Source organism: Trichococcus sp. K1Tr, from assembly GCF_028309625.1.
Lineage (GTDB): Bacteria > Bacillota > Bacilli > Lactobacillales > Aerococcaceae > Trichococcus.
In genome coordinates this window covers 134,692-150,240 of the sequence record NZ_JAQMHR010000007.1, presented here as the reverse complement: position 1 = coordinate 150,240, position 15,549 = coordinate 134,692, and the positions used below count along the sequence as shown (strand labels likewise).

The window sequence follows — 15,549 nt, the reverse complement described above, 5'->3', positions numbered from 1 at the left end:
CCTATACGTACGACACTCATGACGCCTACGAGATTTTGAAGTCTGATGTGTTTAAGCATAAAGAGGACGAAGAAATCTATGCGTTCATTGAAAATTCTTTGGCGCAGTATGATGATGTGTAGGAGGTGCTGCAATGAGTAACCATGTCCAACTCCTCAATAATTTTGAAAAACTCGGTCTGCTTCGGATGCGCGAATACTTCCCCAACTACCAGGAAGTCGTAAACCGTGAAGCGATTCCCTTCACGGAAGCCCTACTGGAATTAACCAATCGAGAGCTGGCGTTTCGGTCCGATCGGAAAGTGGAGCGTGCTGTAGAAAACGCGCGGTTTCCGGTCATTCGTGCACTCAAAGACTTCGATTTCTACTTTCAGCCAAGCATCAACCGGCATGAAATTCTGGATCTCCAACACATGGGCTTTCTTGAGAAAGCCGAAAATATTATATTCATCGGTAATTCAGGTGTCGGGAAAACGCATTTGGCGACTGCCCTCGGCGTTGAAGCCTGCCATCAAGGCGTTAAGGCCATATTCATCAACTGTCATGAGCTGATCCAAAAGCTCCAATCGGCTTATGAAAAAGGAACACTCGAACGGATTTTAAAACGTTATGCGAACTACGAGCTCCTCATCATCGATGAAATCGGCTACCTGCCTATTGCCAAACAAGAGGCCAGTCTCCTCTTCCAACTGATCCGGTTGAGGCACGAGGTGCATTCCACCATCCTGACGACTAACATTCCCTTTTCCAAATGGGGAGACGTTTTTCAGGACAGCGCCGTGACAGCAGCCATTCTTGACCGCTTGATCCACCATTCCAGAGTATTCCAGATCACCGGAAACTCATATCGCATGAAAGACTACAAGCTGGAACGCGAGCAGCGTTCCAAGAAAAAAACACCGGACGATCCTCCGTGATCGACCGGTGAAAAACAACATCGTCTTACCGCTGAAAAACGACATTTTTTAAACCGGTGAAAAACAACATTTTTGAACCGGTGTTGACAACCAAGCGTAGAATCGAAGAAGAGTGGCTTGAGAGCAATAGACCTCCGACAAGTTTGCAGCAGTTGTTGAGGCGCGATAGAAATTCCTTGCTACGGCTGCATATGGTTGCCTGTATTGGTTAAAAAACGCTGGAATTAGCGATGAAAAATTAGTTGATTACGCCTGTAAAACATTTGTTTAAAAAAATTCAAAAAGGGCTTTTCTTTTGAATAAACCTGTGGTATTCTAATTGAGGGTTAGTTGATAAAAAGAATAAACTTGATTTTAAAGTTAAAAATAGGGACGTTAGTCATCGTTAAGCAAAAATATTGGATCTTTTCCTTAGGGATATTGTATGCTTATAAACTAACGTTTGGTTTTTTATGATAAATGAAAGCGCATACTTTTGTTGGCTTATCCAAAAAATATGAGTTGGGGGATACAGAATGAAGTTTAATGTCATTTCACCTTATTGTGGTTTGCACATGGAAGGTGATGCGGTAAAGGTTTTTTATCTGGAGTCGGAAGATTTGGCGAGGGAGTATGTTTTTGCCAATGTGCAAGATGCACAGGAATTCTGCAATGCAGCTAAAAATTTGGACGCGTTTATGATCAACGTACCGAAAGGGAAAGAGGAGCTGTATCATCTGGAATTTCTGGAACAAATTATCAAGGATAAAGAGTACGAATTGATCGTGCACGAGGCGACTCCTGAGGATGAGCAAGAAGCAAGCTGATAACTACAAATTACTTGGGGGTAGATGATTAAACACTGTTTTGCCGATACAATTGACTGTGTGCAGTCATTGATGCGACGGGAACGAGTTGCAGCGGAATGCTCACTTTTGAACAACAGCAATGACGAGTAATCGGCAGCAAATATTTGTTTGAATTTAAATGAAAGCGTTTTAACTAAATCGGAATTATTGGAGGAATACTATTACATGTCAAATTTTAAGATGGTTGCACCGTACTGCGGTGTCAGCAGATACGACAAGAATTTTTTCGTTTATTACCTGAATACGGATGAGAACCTACGCCGTGAGTATGTATTCAATACGGATGCAGATGCAAATAATTTCAACAAGGCCCTCGAGAACCTGACCGTCTTCATGAAAGGCATTCCCGTACGCAAAAAAGAAGTCTATCATCAAGCCTTCCTGGATTTGCTGCTTAAAGAAGTGGACTATAAACTGTCCGTCCGCACAAACCCAGGTGGGGCCGCAGCAGCCGCAGCAGCAATCCCATCAGCACTGTTATCAGCGATCGAATAAAGGCTATCATAAAGGAACAGAGCCGTGTCAACAACGGTGCTCTGTCATTTTTCACCGGTCGATCAACAATAGAGGGATGAGTACCAGATAACTAATTCAAATATAAATAAAAGCGATTTAACGGGAGACGAATAATATAAATTATCGGAGGAAACCTATAGCATGCCAAATTTTAAACTAGTTGCACCTTACTGTGGTGTCCGGAAATATGACAAAAGATTTTTCGTCAACTACCTGGAGACAGAAGAGAACATACGCTGCGAGTATATATTCAATACGGATGAAGACGCAAGTAATTTCAGCCATGCCCTCGAGAACCTGACCGCCTTCATGAAAAATGTTCCTGTATGCAAGAAAGAGGCTTACCATCAAGAATTTCTGGATCTGCTGCTCAGCGAAGTCGACCACAAATTGAACGTCCGCACAAATCCACCCGAACCTACAACCGCCGCATTAGCAATCGAAGCGTAAGGCAATCATAAGTTCGCATAAGCAAGAGGCACAGCCCGGTTGTCTCGGTCTGCGCCTCTTACTGTTGTGACCCATCGAAGAGCTGTCCGCCGGATAGCCGAATTCCGAACAAGCGCGGCCAGTCCGGAGCGCTGTGGCACACCATACTTGTTCCCCGGTAAGATTTCCTTGGCTGAACATCCGATCGATTCGGAACATGTGTCTTTGAGCCCTGCGCTTTCGCCGTAATGTGCGCCAGTCATTCCATTCAAAACAGCGCACATACCCGATCATTTCAAAAAATAATGCATGATAAGAGGAGCAAAAATGTGGAATTAACCTTAAGAGAAATACTGTCTTATGGAACGGTCAGAATCGAATGCACGGGGAAAAATAATCAGGTTACGGCGGGGACAGGATATGTAGTTGAGTTCAAACAGGATGAAGAAGCAAATACCTGCATCACGGTAATCATCACCAATAAGAGCGTCGTGAGAGGTGCAGAAAAAGGAAAACTTGTTTTCACAAGAGAAAGCGAAGATGGGGATCCTGATGATAAAAAACAACACAAAGTAGTGTTGAGCCAATTTGAAAAAAAGTGGGTGATGCATCCGGATCCTGCAGTTGATTTGTGTGCGTTGCCGATAGACGAGCTAGTCCTTAAAGCACAAACTAAGGGAATAGAGCTGTTCTTTACGATAATCGGGATGGATTTGATTCCAACGGAGGAACAACTCGATGAGCTGGACGCAATGGAAGAAGTCGTGACGGCAGGCTTTCCTGATGGACTATGGGATGCGGTAAACAACAGGCCCATTTTGAGAAGGGGTGTGACGGCCACGCATCCCAGAATGGATTATAAGGGCAAGAAAGAATTGTTGATAGATGCTGCGGCTGTGCCGGGCACGAATGGTTCCCCGGTGCTCATCATCGAGGAGAACGGCTACTTCGATCGGGACGGGAATTTTTATCCTGACGAAAACCGTATCCTGTTGTTGGGCACGCTCTCTACGGCGCCGCACCCAATAACGGATGACCGGCCGGAGAGGGGTGACGTGCCCGCAGCGGCTTCACCGCATCCGCCGTTCAATCTCGGAGTTGTCATCAAATCCAGCTGTATTTTGGAACTGGAAGCATTATTTTGAAAAGAGGTTGATGTAAAAGAGAAGGGTGATTGCCTGTGGATGGCGGTCGGTCTTCTCTTTTTTTCCTTCAACACCTCTAAGTGTTGCTGCGGCAAGCGGGAGAGGGAGTGAGCCAACTCCGATTAGACGGGCCCTCATCGGAAGACAGCCATGTGTCGGCTAGCTCAACTCCGGAGAGCGAATGCTGGCCGGAGGAGGGAGCAGTGCGGGCGGCTAAACTCCTAGGAAGCCGCGGTGGTCGGAGGTGATCATCATTTGGGATGTTCTCCTCCGGTGGAAGTATGGTTCACCGGAGGAGGGCGGCAACACTGATGACAATATATAAGCATAAGAAAAAAAGCTAAGTCCCCAAGCTTGTAGGCAGGAGACTTAGCTTTTTTTCTGTACTAGATTGTGAGCAATGGACCACTATGGCAGAGAGGAATATTGCAAATGGATAGAGCCACCTGTGCGGATGATGGAGCCGGCGAGTGCATGAAGGAGAGCCACCAAGTACGAACCTGGTTACCGATCATTGAAAAATGCTAGCGCCAAACTGAATTGAACAGTTTCCAATGATTAAGATTGAACATTTTCGCCAAAGTTGAATATTGCAAATGGATAGAGCCACTTGTGCAGAGAAATGTACCAGCAAATGCAAAGCTTGTTACCACTCTCGGCGAAGAGATTACCAGTTGTTTGTAGCTAAGCCACCATTTCCACCAATCGTATCAAGTGGTAACATCCGTGGCACTCTGTGGTGATTCTCGTGTCATTGAATGGTAAGTATTCTGTCATTGGTGGAGCATGTTGCAGATGAACAGAGCCTCATATCCGGGTGAAAAGAACTCTCCTCGATTACTCCACCTCCGATGAGAATGTTTTGGCCGGAGCTAGTCAATTTCCGCATCACTGAAGTACGGTGAAGCCAAGCTGACAGGAGGTAGGTATCTTTTCGGATCTCCAGCTCCGGCGAAAGAGCAGATCGTCGGAGCTGAGATATTTGAATATTTCGGCAGAAAAATACCAGCGTAACGGCTAAAATGGACCAAATTGACGGAAAAAGAGCCATGGATTCCTTATTTCGCAGCGGCTATTATTCAATTTTTTTTAATTGTATCATGTGGTAACGCCCATGGAACTCGATGGTAATTTTCGTGTCATTGACTGGTAAGTGCCCTGTCAATAGTGGTAATTTTAGCTGCGGATATCAATAATTGTTGATATAGCTTAAAATAGAATCATGAACAAGAAATTGAATTAATAATGAGAGGTGACCCATGACCAACCAATACTTTGCATTTTACGCATCATCCCACGGCTTCGGGCATATGACCCGTTGCTTGGCGATCATCGAGGAACTTTTGGAGACGACCGATCACTTGATTTATCTCGCGAGCGGCACCTTTCAGAACAGTTTCGCCCGCGTTTACCTCGAGCGCTTTGGTGACCGCGTGACCTACAGGGACATCCGCACCGAAGTCGGCCTGGTCAACAAGGAGAACAGCCTGCAGGTCGACATCCCGCGTCTCGAGCACGAGCTGACCGATTTCATGGCCGGCTGGGATACCGCCGTCGTCGCGGAAGTCGCCATTTTGCGCGATCTGCCCGTCGCCTGCGTCATCAGTGACATCAGCGCCATCGGCATCCAAGTGGGGGAACAACTGGGTGTGCGCAATATCGGCATCGCCAACTTCACCTGGTGCGAGCAGTACGAGTTCCTCGGCCTTTCCGACGCCATCATCGCCCGTTTCCGTGAAGTCTACGCCAACCTCGACCTCCTGATCGAATACGACCTGATGCTGCCCGCACCCAAGCTGTCCGTCCCAAGAAAACAGATCGGCTTCATCTGCCGCCGCTTCAATCCCGACCGCATCGCCGCCATCAAAGCCCAATACGGCCCAAGCATCTTCATCACCTGCGGCAAATCAGCTAGCTTGGTAAATATCCAAATCGACAACTACGATGGCAACATCTTCACCACCAGTGGCATCAACATCACCGCTACCGGCAACGCCACTGTCGTCCAACTATCTGTCGAAACTTTCGACACCCACAACTACCTCGCCGCCAGCGACATCGTCATCGCCAAAGCCGGCTGGGGTACGATATCTGAAGCCCTGCTTTCCAAAAGGAACCTAGTGCTGATCGATAGGGAAGGCGTTTTGGAAGATACCGAAAACATCGAAGAGCTCAAATGTCGCGGCGTTGCAGTCTCGATCAAAGAATCCGATTTGGTGCGGATCGATATGAATGCGATCAGGGAGCTAGTAGCAGAGGACATCATCAGAGAGAATCTGGATGAATATGAGAATACAGTTAGGGATATCATACGCGAATTATAACGCCAAAGGTGTGCCAGCTCCGATGAGAACCACCCCAACCGAAGCAAAGCACCAACATAAAAAGCTCACCGCCGACCAACAAACGCTGGCCCGAGGTGAGCTCTTTTTTCGCAAGTCGAACTCCGGCGAGGCCACCGTGGTCGGAGGTGGCAATCATAAAAAGAAGAGGGCTCATAAAATCCAACGCGGTTATTGCTTCTGAACGTCACTGTTGTTTTATTTTCAAAAATAGACACATTTTAAGATTATGTTGATTAGGCGTTTTTTAATAAATCACTATTTAGTGATCGGCAACTGACAGTTTTGCCAACAAATTTATTTTCAATGTAATCCAGCCACCATGGAATTCAGCATAAGCACTTATTCGGAATTTTAGTAAAATATTTATAGTTATTTCAAAAATGATATAGTACAATATTATACAGTAGGAGAATTTTATTCATCTGTTGGATTTCCTTATAAATGGTTGTAAGCAGCAAGGAAATTGTGGAGGATGTTATCTCCAACACCAACTTCAATCTGACCATCTCGCACTCGCGACGCCGTATGTTAAATCACACAAAGTCAAAGGACGTAGTTGCTCAGTTTGAAGCTGTTTTGGTCACGGGAAAGCAGCCTATTTCCGAACAATGTAAAAAACATTCTCAATGGGGATAACGTTTATACGAAGGCTCCTATTGAACTGGTTATGCTGTAGAGATGTTGTGGGAAGCTAACAAGAGTTAAGAGAAGTTTCTTTAGGAGGAGTAGTGAGATATGCCGCTTAAGTTATCACGTAAACAAAAATCGATTGTTTTAATTTTACTGGATTCATTTTTTATTTTCGTATCTGCGTTATTGGCCTACTGGTTGATCCAGACTTATATTGCACCGCCGAATACGTTTTTTTACGTCATGGTAGGTGTCTGTGTCAGTAGTTATATTATTCTTGGGCTGCAGTATCACCTGTTTTCAAGGATCATCCGCTACACGAGTGTCTATGAAGTCGGGAAATCAACGATTTTGATGACGATTTCCTATGCGATTTCAGCACTCCTTACCTTAGTCTTCATCAAAGGTGTCAGCTTCCGTTACATTTTCTTGATGTACATGTTCAGTCTGGTCTTCATACCCGGTTCGCGTGTGGTGTGGAGATTGTATCACGAATGGAATAATGGGAAGCTCAAAAAGAACAACTTGTCCTTTGAAAATACGGTCCGGACGTTGGTTGTCGGTGCCGGTGATGGAGGAAGCATTTTCATCAACAGCATCATGCGGAACCCGAGTGAAATCGAAATCGTCGGTATTGTGGATGGCGACAAAAATAAGGCGAATTCCCGCCTGTTCGACATCCCGGTAGTCGGTACGAAAGAAGACATCCCGGCATTAGTGAAGGAGTTTGCCATCGATCAAGTGACGATTGCCATTCCATCATTGAAGCCGCCAGAGTTGGAAGCCATTTTGGATTACTGCAATCAGGCAAATGTAAAAGTGAATCAGATGCCCCGTATTGAGGATGTCCTGAAAGGGAAACTGACCGTCAGCCGCCTTCGAAATATCGATGTTGTCGATTTGTTGGGACGTGAAGAAGTGCAATTGGACCGCACGAAAATTGGAGCGCAATTGGAAAATGAAGTGGTCTTGGTGAGTGGTGCCGGTGGTTCGATCGGATCGGAAATCTGCCGTCAAATTGCAAAATTCAGCCCGAAAACGCTGATTTTATTGGGTCATGGGGAAAACTCGATCTATCTGATCGATAAAGAATTAAAGAACTTATATGGACGCACGATTACTATCATACCTATCATCGCGGATATCCAAGACCGTAACCGAATTTTTCAGGTAATGGAAAAATACAAACCCGACCACGTATTCCATGCGGCTGCACATAAACATGTTCCTCTGATGGAATACAATCCGCATGAAGCAATCAAAAATAATGTCTACGGATCAAAAAACATGGCTGAAGCTGCCAAAGCTGCTGGTGTGCAGAGTTTCGTGATGATCTCCACCGATAAAGCGGTCCGCCCGACAAACGTTATGGGTTCGACGAAGCGTATAGCAGAGATACTGGTCACTTCATTGAACGAACCGGGGAAAACGAAATTCGCCGCAGTACGATTCGGGAATGTATTGGGAAGCCGAGGCAGTGTAATCCCTGTCTTCAAGGAACAAATCGAAAACGGCGGCCCAGTCACTGTCACCGATATGCGCATGATCCGCTACTTCATGACGATACCGGAAGCAAGCCGACTGGTTCTTCAGGCGGGTGTTCTGGCCAAAGGTGGAGAGATCTTCATCCTAGATATGGGTGAACCTGTCAAAATATCTGACCTGGCGCGCAAAATGATCAAGTTGTCGGGTTATACGGAAGCTGAAATCCCGATTGTGGAATCAGGTATTCGACCCGGTGAAAAGCTTTACGAAGAACTGTTGGTCGATGGGCAACTGTCCGATAATCAAGTCTTCGATAAAATATTCGTCGGGAACGCCACAACGCATGACCGAAAAGAGGTCTTGAAATTTGTCGAATCACTTGGTGGTTTGAGCCATGATGACCTTCGTGACGAAGTAATTGCCTTCGCAAATGAGAACGTCTAAGGATTGAGCCAGTAATTATTTATTTGTAAAACAAGCATATCTTTTTTGACCAGTATAGTTGCTGGTTGGGGGTGTGCTTGTTTTTTTGTTGCGTGTCGTGCTCCGACGGAGATGGCGCTCGTCGGAAGTGGTGATGGTGCTAGGTAGCTTAACTCCGGGGATCGAATGTTGGCCGGAGGAGGATGCGTGGTGGGGGCAGCCTAACTCCAGCGAAACCGCTGTGGTCGGAGGTTAGGATCTTTTTTGGTGTTCTCCTCCGGCGGGAGAGACGCTAGTAGTCGCTGAAAAGCACTAGTGACTGGCGGGATAGGTGTTAGCGGAGTGAACTCTGTTGGCGCCTATTTTTACGTTTCGGATATTCTGCCGGGTGTTTTGCGTTTTACGAATTTTCTTATAAATCATTGTACTTTATCGTGTATAAGAATACCACCTATGGTATAATTACTATTTGTAATCGATAAATTAAACATAGCAGTGGTTATGTTTTTGAATGACTAAAGAAAGAGTGAAACATAGTTGGAAAAAAGAATACACTATAAAAAACGTAAGGGCAGAAAAAAAAGGTTTCTTCTGCAATTTGTAAGTCTAATTTTCATCGTAATTATTATTCAAATGTATCTGCAATATACTCTAGACACCACGCTTTCTGTAATCAATAATAGTGGCGTGATTCCTACTCGCGGTACGCTGGTTTTGAGCACAAGTGTTCTTCTGCTGCTGGGCTCATGGTTGTGGGCTCTGTTGGGAGATGTCGCGTTGACAAATTTGCTCCTGCTTCTGGTCGGAGGCATAACGGGGGTTGTCAACCTCGAAAAAACGCGGCAGCGCACCGAGCCGCTGTATCCGAGTGACTTGAAAATGATCACCGCAAGTAAATCTTTACTTGAGATGGTATCTGGACAGACCGTAGCAGCAGCGTTGGCGTTTGTTTTATTTTGTGGATTCTTGTTTTATCTTGTGATCCGCAGAAACATAAAAAAAAGAACCCCGCTGTTGCCGAAAAAAAAACGTTTAGCCATCCTGCTGGTGACATCTTTAGGGCTGCTTTACATTGGGCAATTTCAACAACAAGGTAATTTGTTGAAAAGAGCCTATGAACAGAAAAGTGCTTGGATACCTTGGAGCCAATTGGATAATTATTACGCGAATGGTTTTGTCGCAGGGTTTCTGTATAATCTTCCATCAGATTCGATGGAAGAGCCGACAGATTATTCGGCAAAAAAAATCGTTGATCTTCATGAAAAATACCAAGCCATTGCAGATGAAATCAATGAGGATAGGGACAAAACAGAACCGGATGTAAATGTCATTTTTGTGATGAATGAAAGTTTTTCGGACCCTTCTGAATTAGAGGGGATTAACCTGAAAATGGATCCGATTCCTTTTGTCAGAGCTTTGGCGGACAGCTCCCATAATGGAGAGATACTTTCACCTGGTTATGGCGGTGGGACAGCCAATATAGAATTTGAAGCTTTGACCGGTTTTTCGATGGAGCCTTTTCCTGCGAATATTACCTCCCCATACACGCAGTTTCTGTCTACTATCGAACGCTTTCCGTCTGTCGTTTCGCGTTTGAAGGATGCTGGTCATGCTACGACAGCTATTCACCCCTTCAATACGACGATGTACAAGCGGAAAGAAAATTATAATGTTCTTGGCTTTGATGAGTTCATTTACGACACCACAATGAGTTTTACTGAAAGGATTGACGCGAATCCTTATATTTCCGATAAAGCAGCTTATGAACAAGTCCTCCAAAAGCTGGTCGAGACCCCAGAGAAAGATTTTATCCATCTGGTTACGATGCAAAATCATGCCCCGTATACGGATAAATATACGGAAATTCCAACATATTCAGAGTCCGGAATAAAGGACCCAGATGCTCGTAATTACCTTCAGGACCTTATCTATTCAGACCAATCCCTGGAATTATTTACATCACAATTGGCCGAATTGGATGAACCGATCGTTGTCGTATTCTGGGGCGATCATTTATCAAGTGTATTTGGTGGAAAGGTATATGAGGCCAACACAGTCCCAGATATGCATAAAACACCTTTGCGCATCTTCAGCAATTATGAGAGTAATTATAAAGACCTGGGTACCATTAGCCCAATCTATTTCTACACGGAAGTGCTGGAAATGACCCAGACCAGATTGTCCCCTTTCGATGCGTTGCTGGAAACACTTCAGTCAAAAGTCCCTGCTTTTGAAAAATCCATGTATTTGAATGCAGAAACAGGGGTGTATGTATCATCCAGAGAAGACCTGTCTGAAGAAGCGCGTGAAATTTTATTGGACTATGATCAAATCCAATATGACGTATTGACCGGGAAACGCTACAGTCTAGAAAATGATTTTTTTAAGTGAATTCGTTAGTGGTGTGGGAAAGTCAGCAACAAATAATTTTGTTAGCCTAACAGCCACCAGAAGATGAACACTCTTCTGGTGGCTTTTTTTGGTATAATGGATATTAAAGAATACCCGAGGGTGTCAGCTCCGACGAGCGCTCCGCTCGCCGGAGAAAAACACAATGCCGGATTACTCAACTCCTGTGAACAAATGTTAGCCGGAGGAGAGCTATCTTGATGTAGCTGAACTTCGGCGAAGGTCTTCCTCATCGGAGCAGCACGACCATCCAATAAAAGAACAAAAATAAAAAGGAGGCATACCATGCACAACCAATGGCTTGCATTTTACGTATCATCCCATGGTTTCGGGCACATGACCCGTTGCCTGGCAATCATCGAGGAATTTTTGGAGACGACCGATCATCTGATTTATCTCGCGAGCGGCACCTATCAAAACAGCTTCGCCCGGTTTTATCTGAAGCGTTTCGGAGACCGAATCGTCTTCAAGGACCTCTGCACCGAAGTCGGCCTGGTCAACAAGCAGAACAGCCTGCAGGTCGACATCCCGCAGCTCAAGCAGGAACTGAACGACTTCATGGCCGGTTGGGACATGGCTGTAACCGAGGAAGTCGCATTTTTGAGCGATTTGCCCGTCGCCTGCGTCATCAGTGACATCAGCGTCATCGGCATTCAAGTGGGGGAAAGATTAGGGGTGCGCAACATCGGCATCTCCAACTTCACTTGGTGCGAACAGTACGAGTTCCTCGGCCTTTCCGAAACCATCATCGCCCGTTTCCGGGAAGTCTACGCCAAACTCGACCTCCTGATCGAGTACGACCTGATGCTACCGACCCACGATCTGGATGTCCCAAGAAAACAAGTCGGTTTCATCTGCCGCCGCTTTGATTCCGACCGCATCGCCGACATCAAAAAAAAATACGGCCCAAGCATCTTCATAACCTGCGGCAAGTCTGCAAACTTGGACACCATCGAGGTCGACAACTATGAAGGCACCATTTTTGCCACCAGCGGCATCAATATCACCGCTACCGCCAATGCCACAGTCGTCCATCTCCCTGTCGAAACCTTCGACACAAACAACTACCTTGCCGCAAGTGATATCATCATCGCCAAAGCCGGCTGGGGCACCATATCAGAGGCACTGCTTTCCAAAAGGCACCTCGTGCTGATCGAAAGGGAAGGCGTCCTGGAAGATACCGAAAACATAGAAGAACTGAAGCGGCGGGGAGTCGCCGTATCGATCAAGGAATCCGATTTAGCGCGCATCGATATGCAGGCAATCACCGATCTGATCGCGGCGAACATCACCAGAGAGAATCTGGATGCATACCATAATGCGATGGGGGATATCATCCGCGAGTTATAACGCCAAAGGTGTGCCCACATCCGACGAGGCTGCCCTGACCGCAGAAGAACATACATCCAGCTACACCAAATCCGACGAGAAACCCTTCATCGGAGTTGGAAACATTTTAGACTGGTTCACCTTCGACAGGCACCTTTCTCGTCGGAGGTGAGAATCATTCAAGGCAATCCCATCAGAGAATCCTATTTTCTTCTACCAGCCAGGCCGGTCTGGGCATAGAATAGTCGAATTAGCATAGATCAATATGACCGAATAGATGTTCTATCATATACGCATTATGCAAAAGCAGTTCATTCTTCTATAAAGGAGCCGAACATATGGAATTTCTGATATTATTTTTACTCTGGGCCCTCCTGGGCAGAATTCCGCCTAACCAAGGTCGCTTCAAATCCTCAGGCTACAAAGACGCGAGCGGACACAGTTTATTTGAAACGATTCTGGATCCTGGGCGCAATGGGGAATTTTTGATTTATTCCTGTTTGGAACGTTTCGGCGAGGAGCACAAATTGTTGACGAATGTCTATTTGCCCAAGGAAGATGGTACCACCACTGAAATTGACCTGATCATGATTACGGCAACAGGCATCTATGTGTTCGAATCGAAGAATTACAGCGGCTGGATTTTTGGGGACGAGAATACCAAATTCTGGACCCAATCACTCAAGGGTTGGAAAAAGTATCGATTTTATAACCCCATTTGGCAAAACAAAAAGCACATCAGCGCATTACAAAAGCACCTGAGACTGGGCAATGACGTATTCCGCTCTTACATCGTCTTCAGCGAACGCTGCGAACTGAAGAAAATGTTTGTCCATTCCCCGGAAGTGAAGGTCATGAATCGGAATGTGCTGTTTAGAGAGGTCGAGGACGATATGGCGCAGCTGCCTGATCGTTTGAGCATATTCGAAATCAACCAGATCCACAGTGAACTAAGCAAATATGCCCTCGCAGATGACGCCACGAAGCAAGCGCACATCGATGCGATGAGGTGGAAGAACTGAATACTGAAAGGCATGACTGATCCCTGGTGAGACGATACTCATCGGGGATTTTTTATGGTGTGATATCCAAATACCCGGCGAAGCCACCGTGGTCGGAGGTGATAATCTTTTTGGGTGTTCTCCTCCGGCAGGAAAACCTAAATAGAGAAAAAATTGCATTTTTATAAGGTACCATTTCGCAAACGCATTTGATAAGTGCATTTAAATCATTGAATAAAGTTATCGTATATGATAACATGTGGCCGGTGGAAGTAATGATACGAGATTTTTTCAAATCCTTACTGCCAAGAGAAAGAGAGAGAGCAAGGAAATATAAAGAAGATTATGAAAGAAGGTGTATCGATGAGTAAATTCGATGTTAAAACAAAATCCGCAGGAGTAAAGTTTGACGACATTAAAGCGCAAATGATGAAAGATGCTGAATTTCAAGAGGAATACAACAAGCTGCAGCCAAGATACGAATTGATTTCACAGATCATTGAAGCAAGAAAAAGTATGAAGATGACTCAAGAAGAGCTGGCTAAAAGAGCTGGAACCAGAAAGTCTAATATTTCTAGACTTGAGAGTGGTTCTTACAATCCTTCATTAGATTTTCTTATCAAAATCGCTAAGGGCTTAGGAAAAGATGTGCACGTCGAAATTCGCTGATGCTTACTTCTGATTGAATACCTACAGCAAGAAACAAAAGAATTGAACCTGATGATACCTTAAAAACTTCAAAGGTGTGCCTACCTCCGATGAGACCTACTCCAACCGAAGCTAAACACCTACATAATAAGCTCAACCCCAATCAGCAAACCCTGGTCGGAGTTGAGTTTTTTTTGGGGGGGACCGAACTCCGGCGAAACCGTGCGTCCCCGGAGGTAACGCCGGGAAGTGATGCACCAGCTCCGGCGAGGGAAGCTTCCCCGGAGGACAGCCCCAGAAATCGGCGCCAACTACGACGACGGCGCCTCTCATCGGAGGAGAGAGCGCAGAATGCTTGGCCGGCTGCTCCGGCCGCAAAAAACAGCCCCACCTGGCTAAGTCGGGTGGGGCTAGTTAGGAAAGCTCAGCTCAATATTTGGGCTTTCCCATGGTAATAGCCTTGCTGATATACCAATCCTAAGTTTTTAAGCTTGTTGCTGACGCTTTCTGACTCAACGCCTTCAACAATCAATTTAAGATGGTAATGGTGTGACAAATTAAGCCAGCTGGACAAGAAATTGAACATGATATCTTCATTGATGTTTTTGAATTGTAACAATGAGATTTTAATAGTATGAATATTTTGAATATTTTTTGATACTAATTCAAAGTTGTTTTGGCCACTCCCTATATCATCGATCGCTAATGTAAAACCTCTATTCTTTAGATTTGAGATATAGGTTTGGAGGTCATCCGCTTTTTCGACTGGGTCAAATTCGCAGTAGTGCTCAGTCAATTCGATTGAGACATTCCTTTTCATCAAGGAAATATTGTCCAAAAACCCCCAAGTTGAAGGATGTTGCAACTGTTTTGGATGCAGATTCAGCGATAGTTTGGTGTTACAGTGGCTACCCATTAATTTTTTCAGTTCCTTAAAATAATAAGCCATCAACTTGGAATTGCGTTCTTCCTTCTCTATGAACCACAGGAACATTTTTTCAGGGAAAGCACACAGCTTTTTTGATCTTAATAAAATCTCGTACCCGTCGATACTATTTGTTTGTGAACACAGCATGATTGGCTGACAAACTAGGTATAAATCGTCTAACAACTCTTGCGTCTTATCCATTCACTTTTCCCCCTATACGATCAAAATGCAATATTGTATTTTTTTGAATATAAAAGTTTGCAACAGTTTCTAATATTACATAATATGAAATAAGTAAGTTATAATAGGCAAGCTACTAGTGTTTTAAATAGTATTTTCGGTTAAACTAAACGTTTGTTCTGAAATTATTGATATTTTAACTTTCTACTAAGATGTAAGATTTGAAAGAAAGTATGGACTTGTTTGCGATAAGTAAGGATTATAAACCAACTTACGAAGTTGATACCGTTCTGCTTAAAATAATGGTAGATGGTTTG

12 protein-coding genes are annotated in these 15,549 nt (G+C 44.9%); 11 read left to right on the top strand and 1 reads right to left on the bottom strand.

What is annotated here, in order from left to right; translation table 11 throughout:
* The first annotated feature begins 133 nt into the window (after positions 1-133).
* From istB to PH235_RS11490, 11 genes are all read left to right on the top strand, one after another.
* A complete protein-coding gene (gene istB / locus PH235_RS11540; RefSeq protein ID WP_272162484.1) occupies positions 134-916 on the top strand; it encodes an IS21-like element helper ATPase IstB in 783 nt (260 codons plus the stop codon).
* 515 nt (positions 917-1,431) lie between these two features.
* A complete protein-coding gene (locus tag PH235_RS11535; RefSeq protein WP_272162483.1) occupies positions 1,432-1,722 on the top strand; it encodes a hypothetical protein in 291 nt (96 codons plus the stop codon).
* A 207-nt stretch (positions 1,723-1,929) separates the two neighbouring features.
* The gene (locus tag PH235_RS11530) at positions 1,930-2,259 is read left to right on the top strand and encodes a hypothetical protein (RefSeq protein ID WP_272162482.1); all 330 of its coding nucleotides are present in this window, start codon (positions 1,930-1,932) and stop codon (positions 2,257-2,259) included.
* 162 nt (positions 2,260-2,421) lie between these two features.
* Positions 2,422-2,730: a hypothetical protein gene (locus tag PH235_RS11525; protein WP_272162481.1), complete on the top strand. Its 309-nt coding sequence runs from the start codon at positions 2,422-2,424 to the stop codon at positions 2,728-2,730.
* A 308-nt stretch (positions 2,731-3,038) separates the two neighbouring features.
* On the top strand, positions 3,039-3,854 hold the full coding sequence (locus PH235_RS11520) for a hypothetical protein (protein ID WP_272162480.1): 816 nt from the start codon (positions 3,039-3,041) through the stop codon (positions 3,852-3,854).
* Between the two features lie 1,259 nt (positions 3,855-5,113).
* A complete protein-coding gene (locus tag PH235_RS11515) occupies positions 5,114-6,178 on the top strand; it encodes a glycosyltransferase (RefSeq protein WP_272162479.1) in 1,065 nt (354 codons plus the stop codon).
* A gap of 756 nt (positions 6,179-6,934) precedes the next feature.
* Positions 6,935-8,758 (top strand): polysaccharide biosynthesis protein, encoded by a 1,824-nt coding sequence (locus PH235_RS11510; protein ID WP_272162478.1) that lies wholly within the window; start codon positions 6,935-6,937, stop codon positions 8,756-8,758.
* Positions 8,759-9,274: 516 nt separating this feature from the next.
* A complete protein-coding gene (locus tag PH235_RS11505) occupies positions 9,275-11,128 on the top strand; it encodes an LTA synthase family protein (protein ID WP_272162477.1) in 1,854 nt (617 codons plus the stop codon).
* Positions 11,129-11,431: 303 nt separating this feature from the next.
* Positions 11,432-12,496, top strand: a complete 1,065-nt coding sequence (locus tag PH235_RS11500; protein WP_272162476.1) for a glycosyltransferase — start codon at positions 11,432-11,434, stop codon at positions 12,494-12,496.
* Positions 12,497-12,813: 317 nt separating this feature from the next.
* A complete protein-coding gene (locus tag PH235_RS11495; protein ID WP_272162475.1) occupies positions 12,814-13,497 on the top strand; it encodes a nuclease-related domain-containing protein in 684 nt (227 codons plus the stop codon).
* Positions 13,498-13,839: 342 nt separating this feature from the next.
* Positions 13,840-14,145: a helix-turn-helix transcriptional regulator gene (locus PH235_RS11490; protein ID WP_272162474.1), complete on the top strand. Its 306-nt coding sequence runs from the start codon at positions 13,840-13,842 to the stop codon at positions 14,143-14,145.
* A 403-nt stretch (positions 14,146-14,548) separates the two neighbouring features.
* Here the strand turns inward: PH235_RS11490 and PH235_RS11485 are convergent, their stop codons facing one another.
* Positions 14,549-15,253 (bottom strand): EAL domain-containing protein, encoded by a 705-nt coding sequence (locus tag PH235_RS11485; protein ID WP_272162473.1) that lies wholly within the window; start codon positions 15,251-15,253, stop codon positions 14,549-14,551.
* Positions 15,254-15,549: the final 296 nt, after the last annotated feature.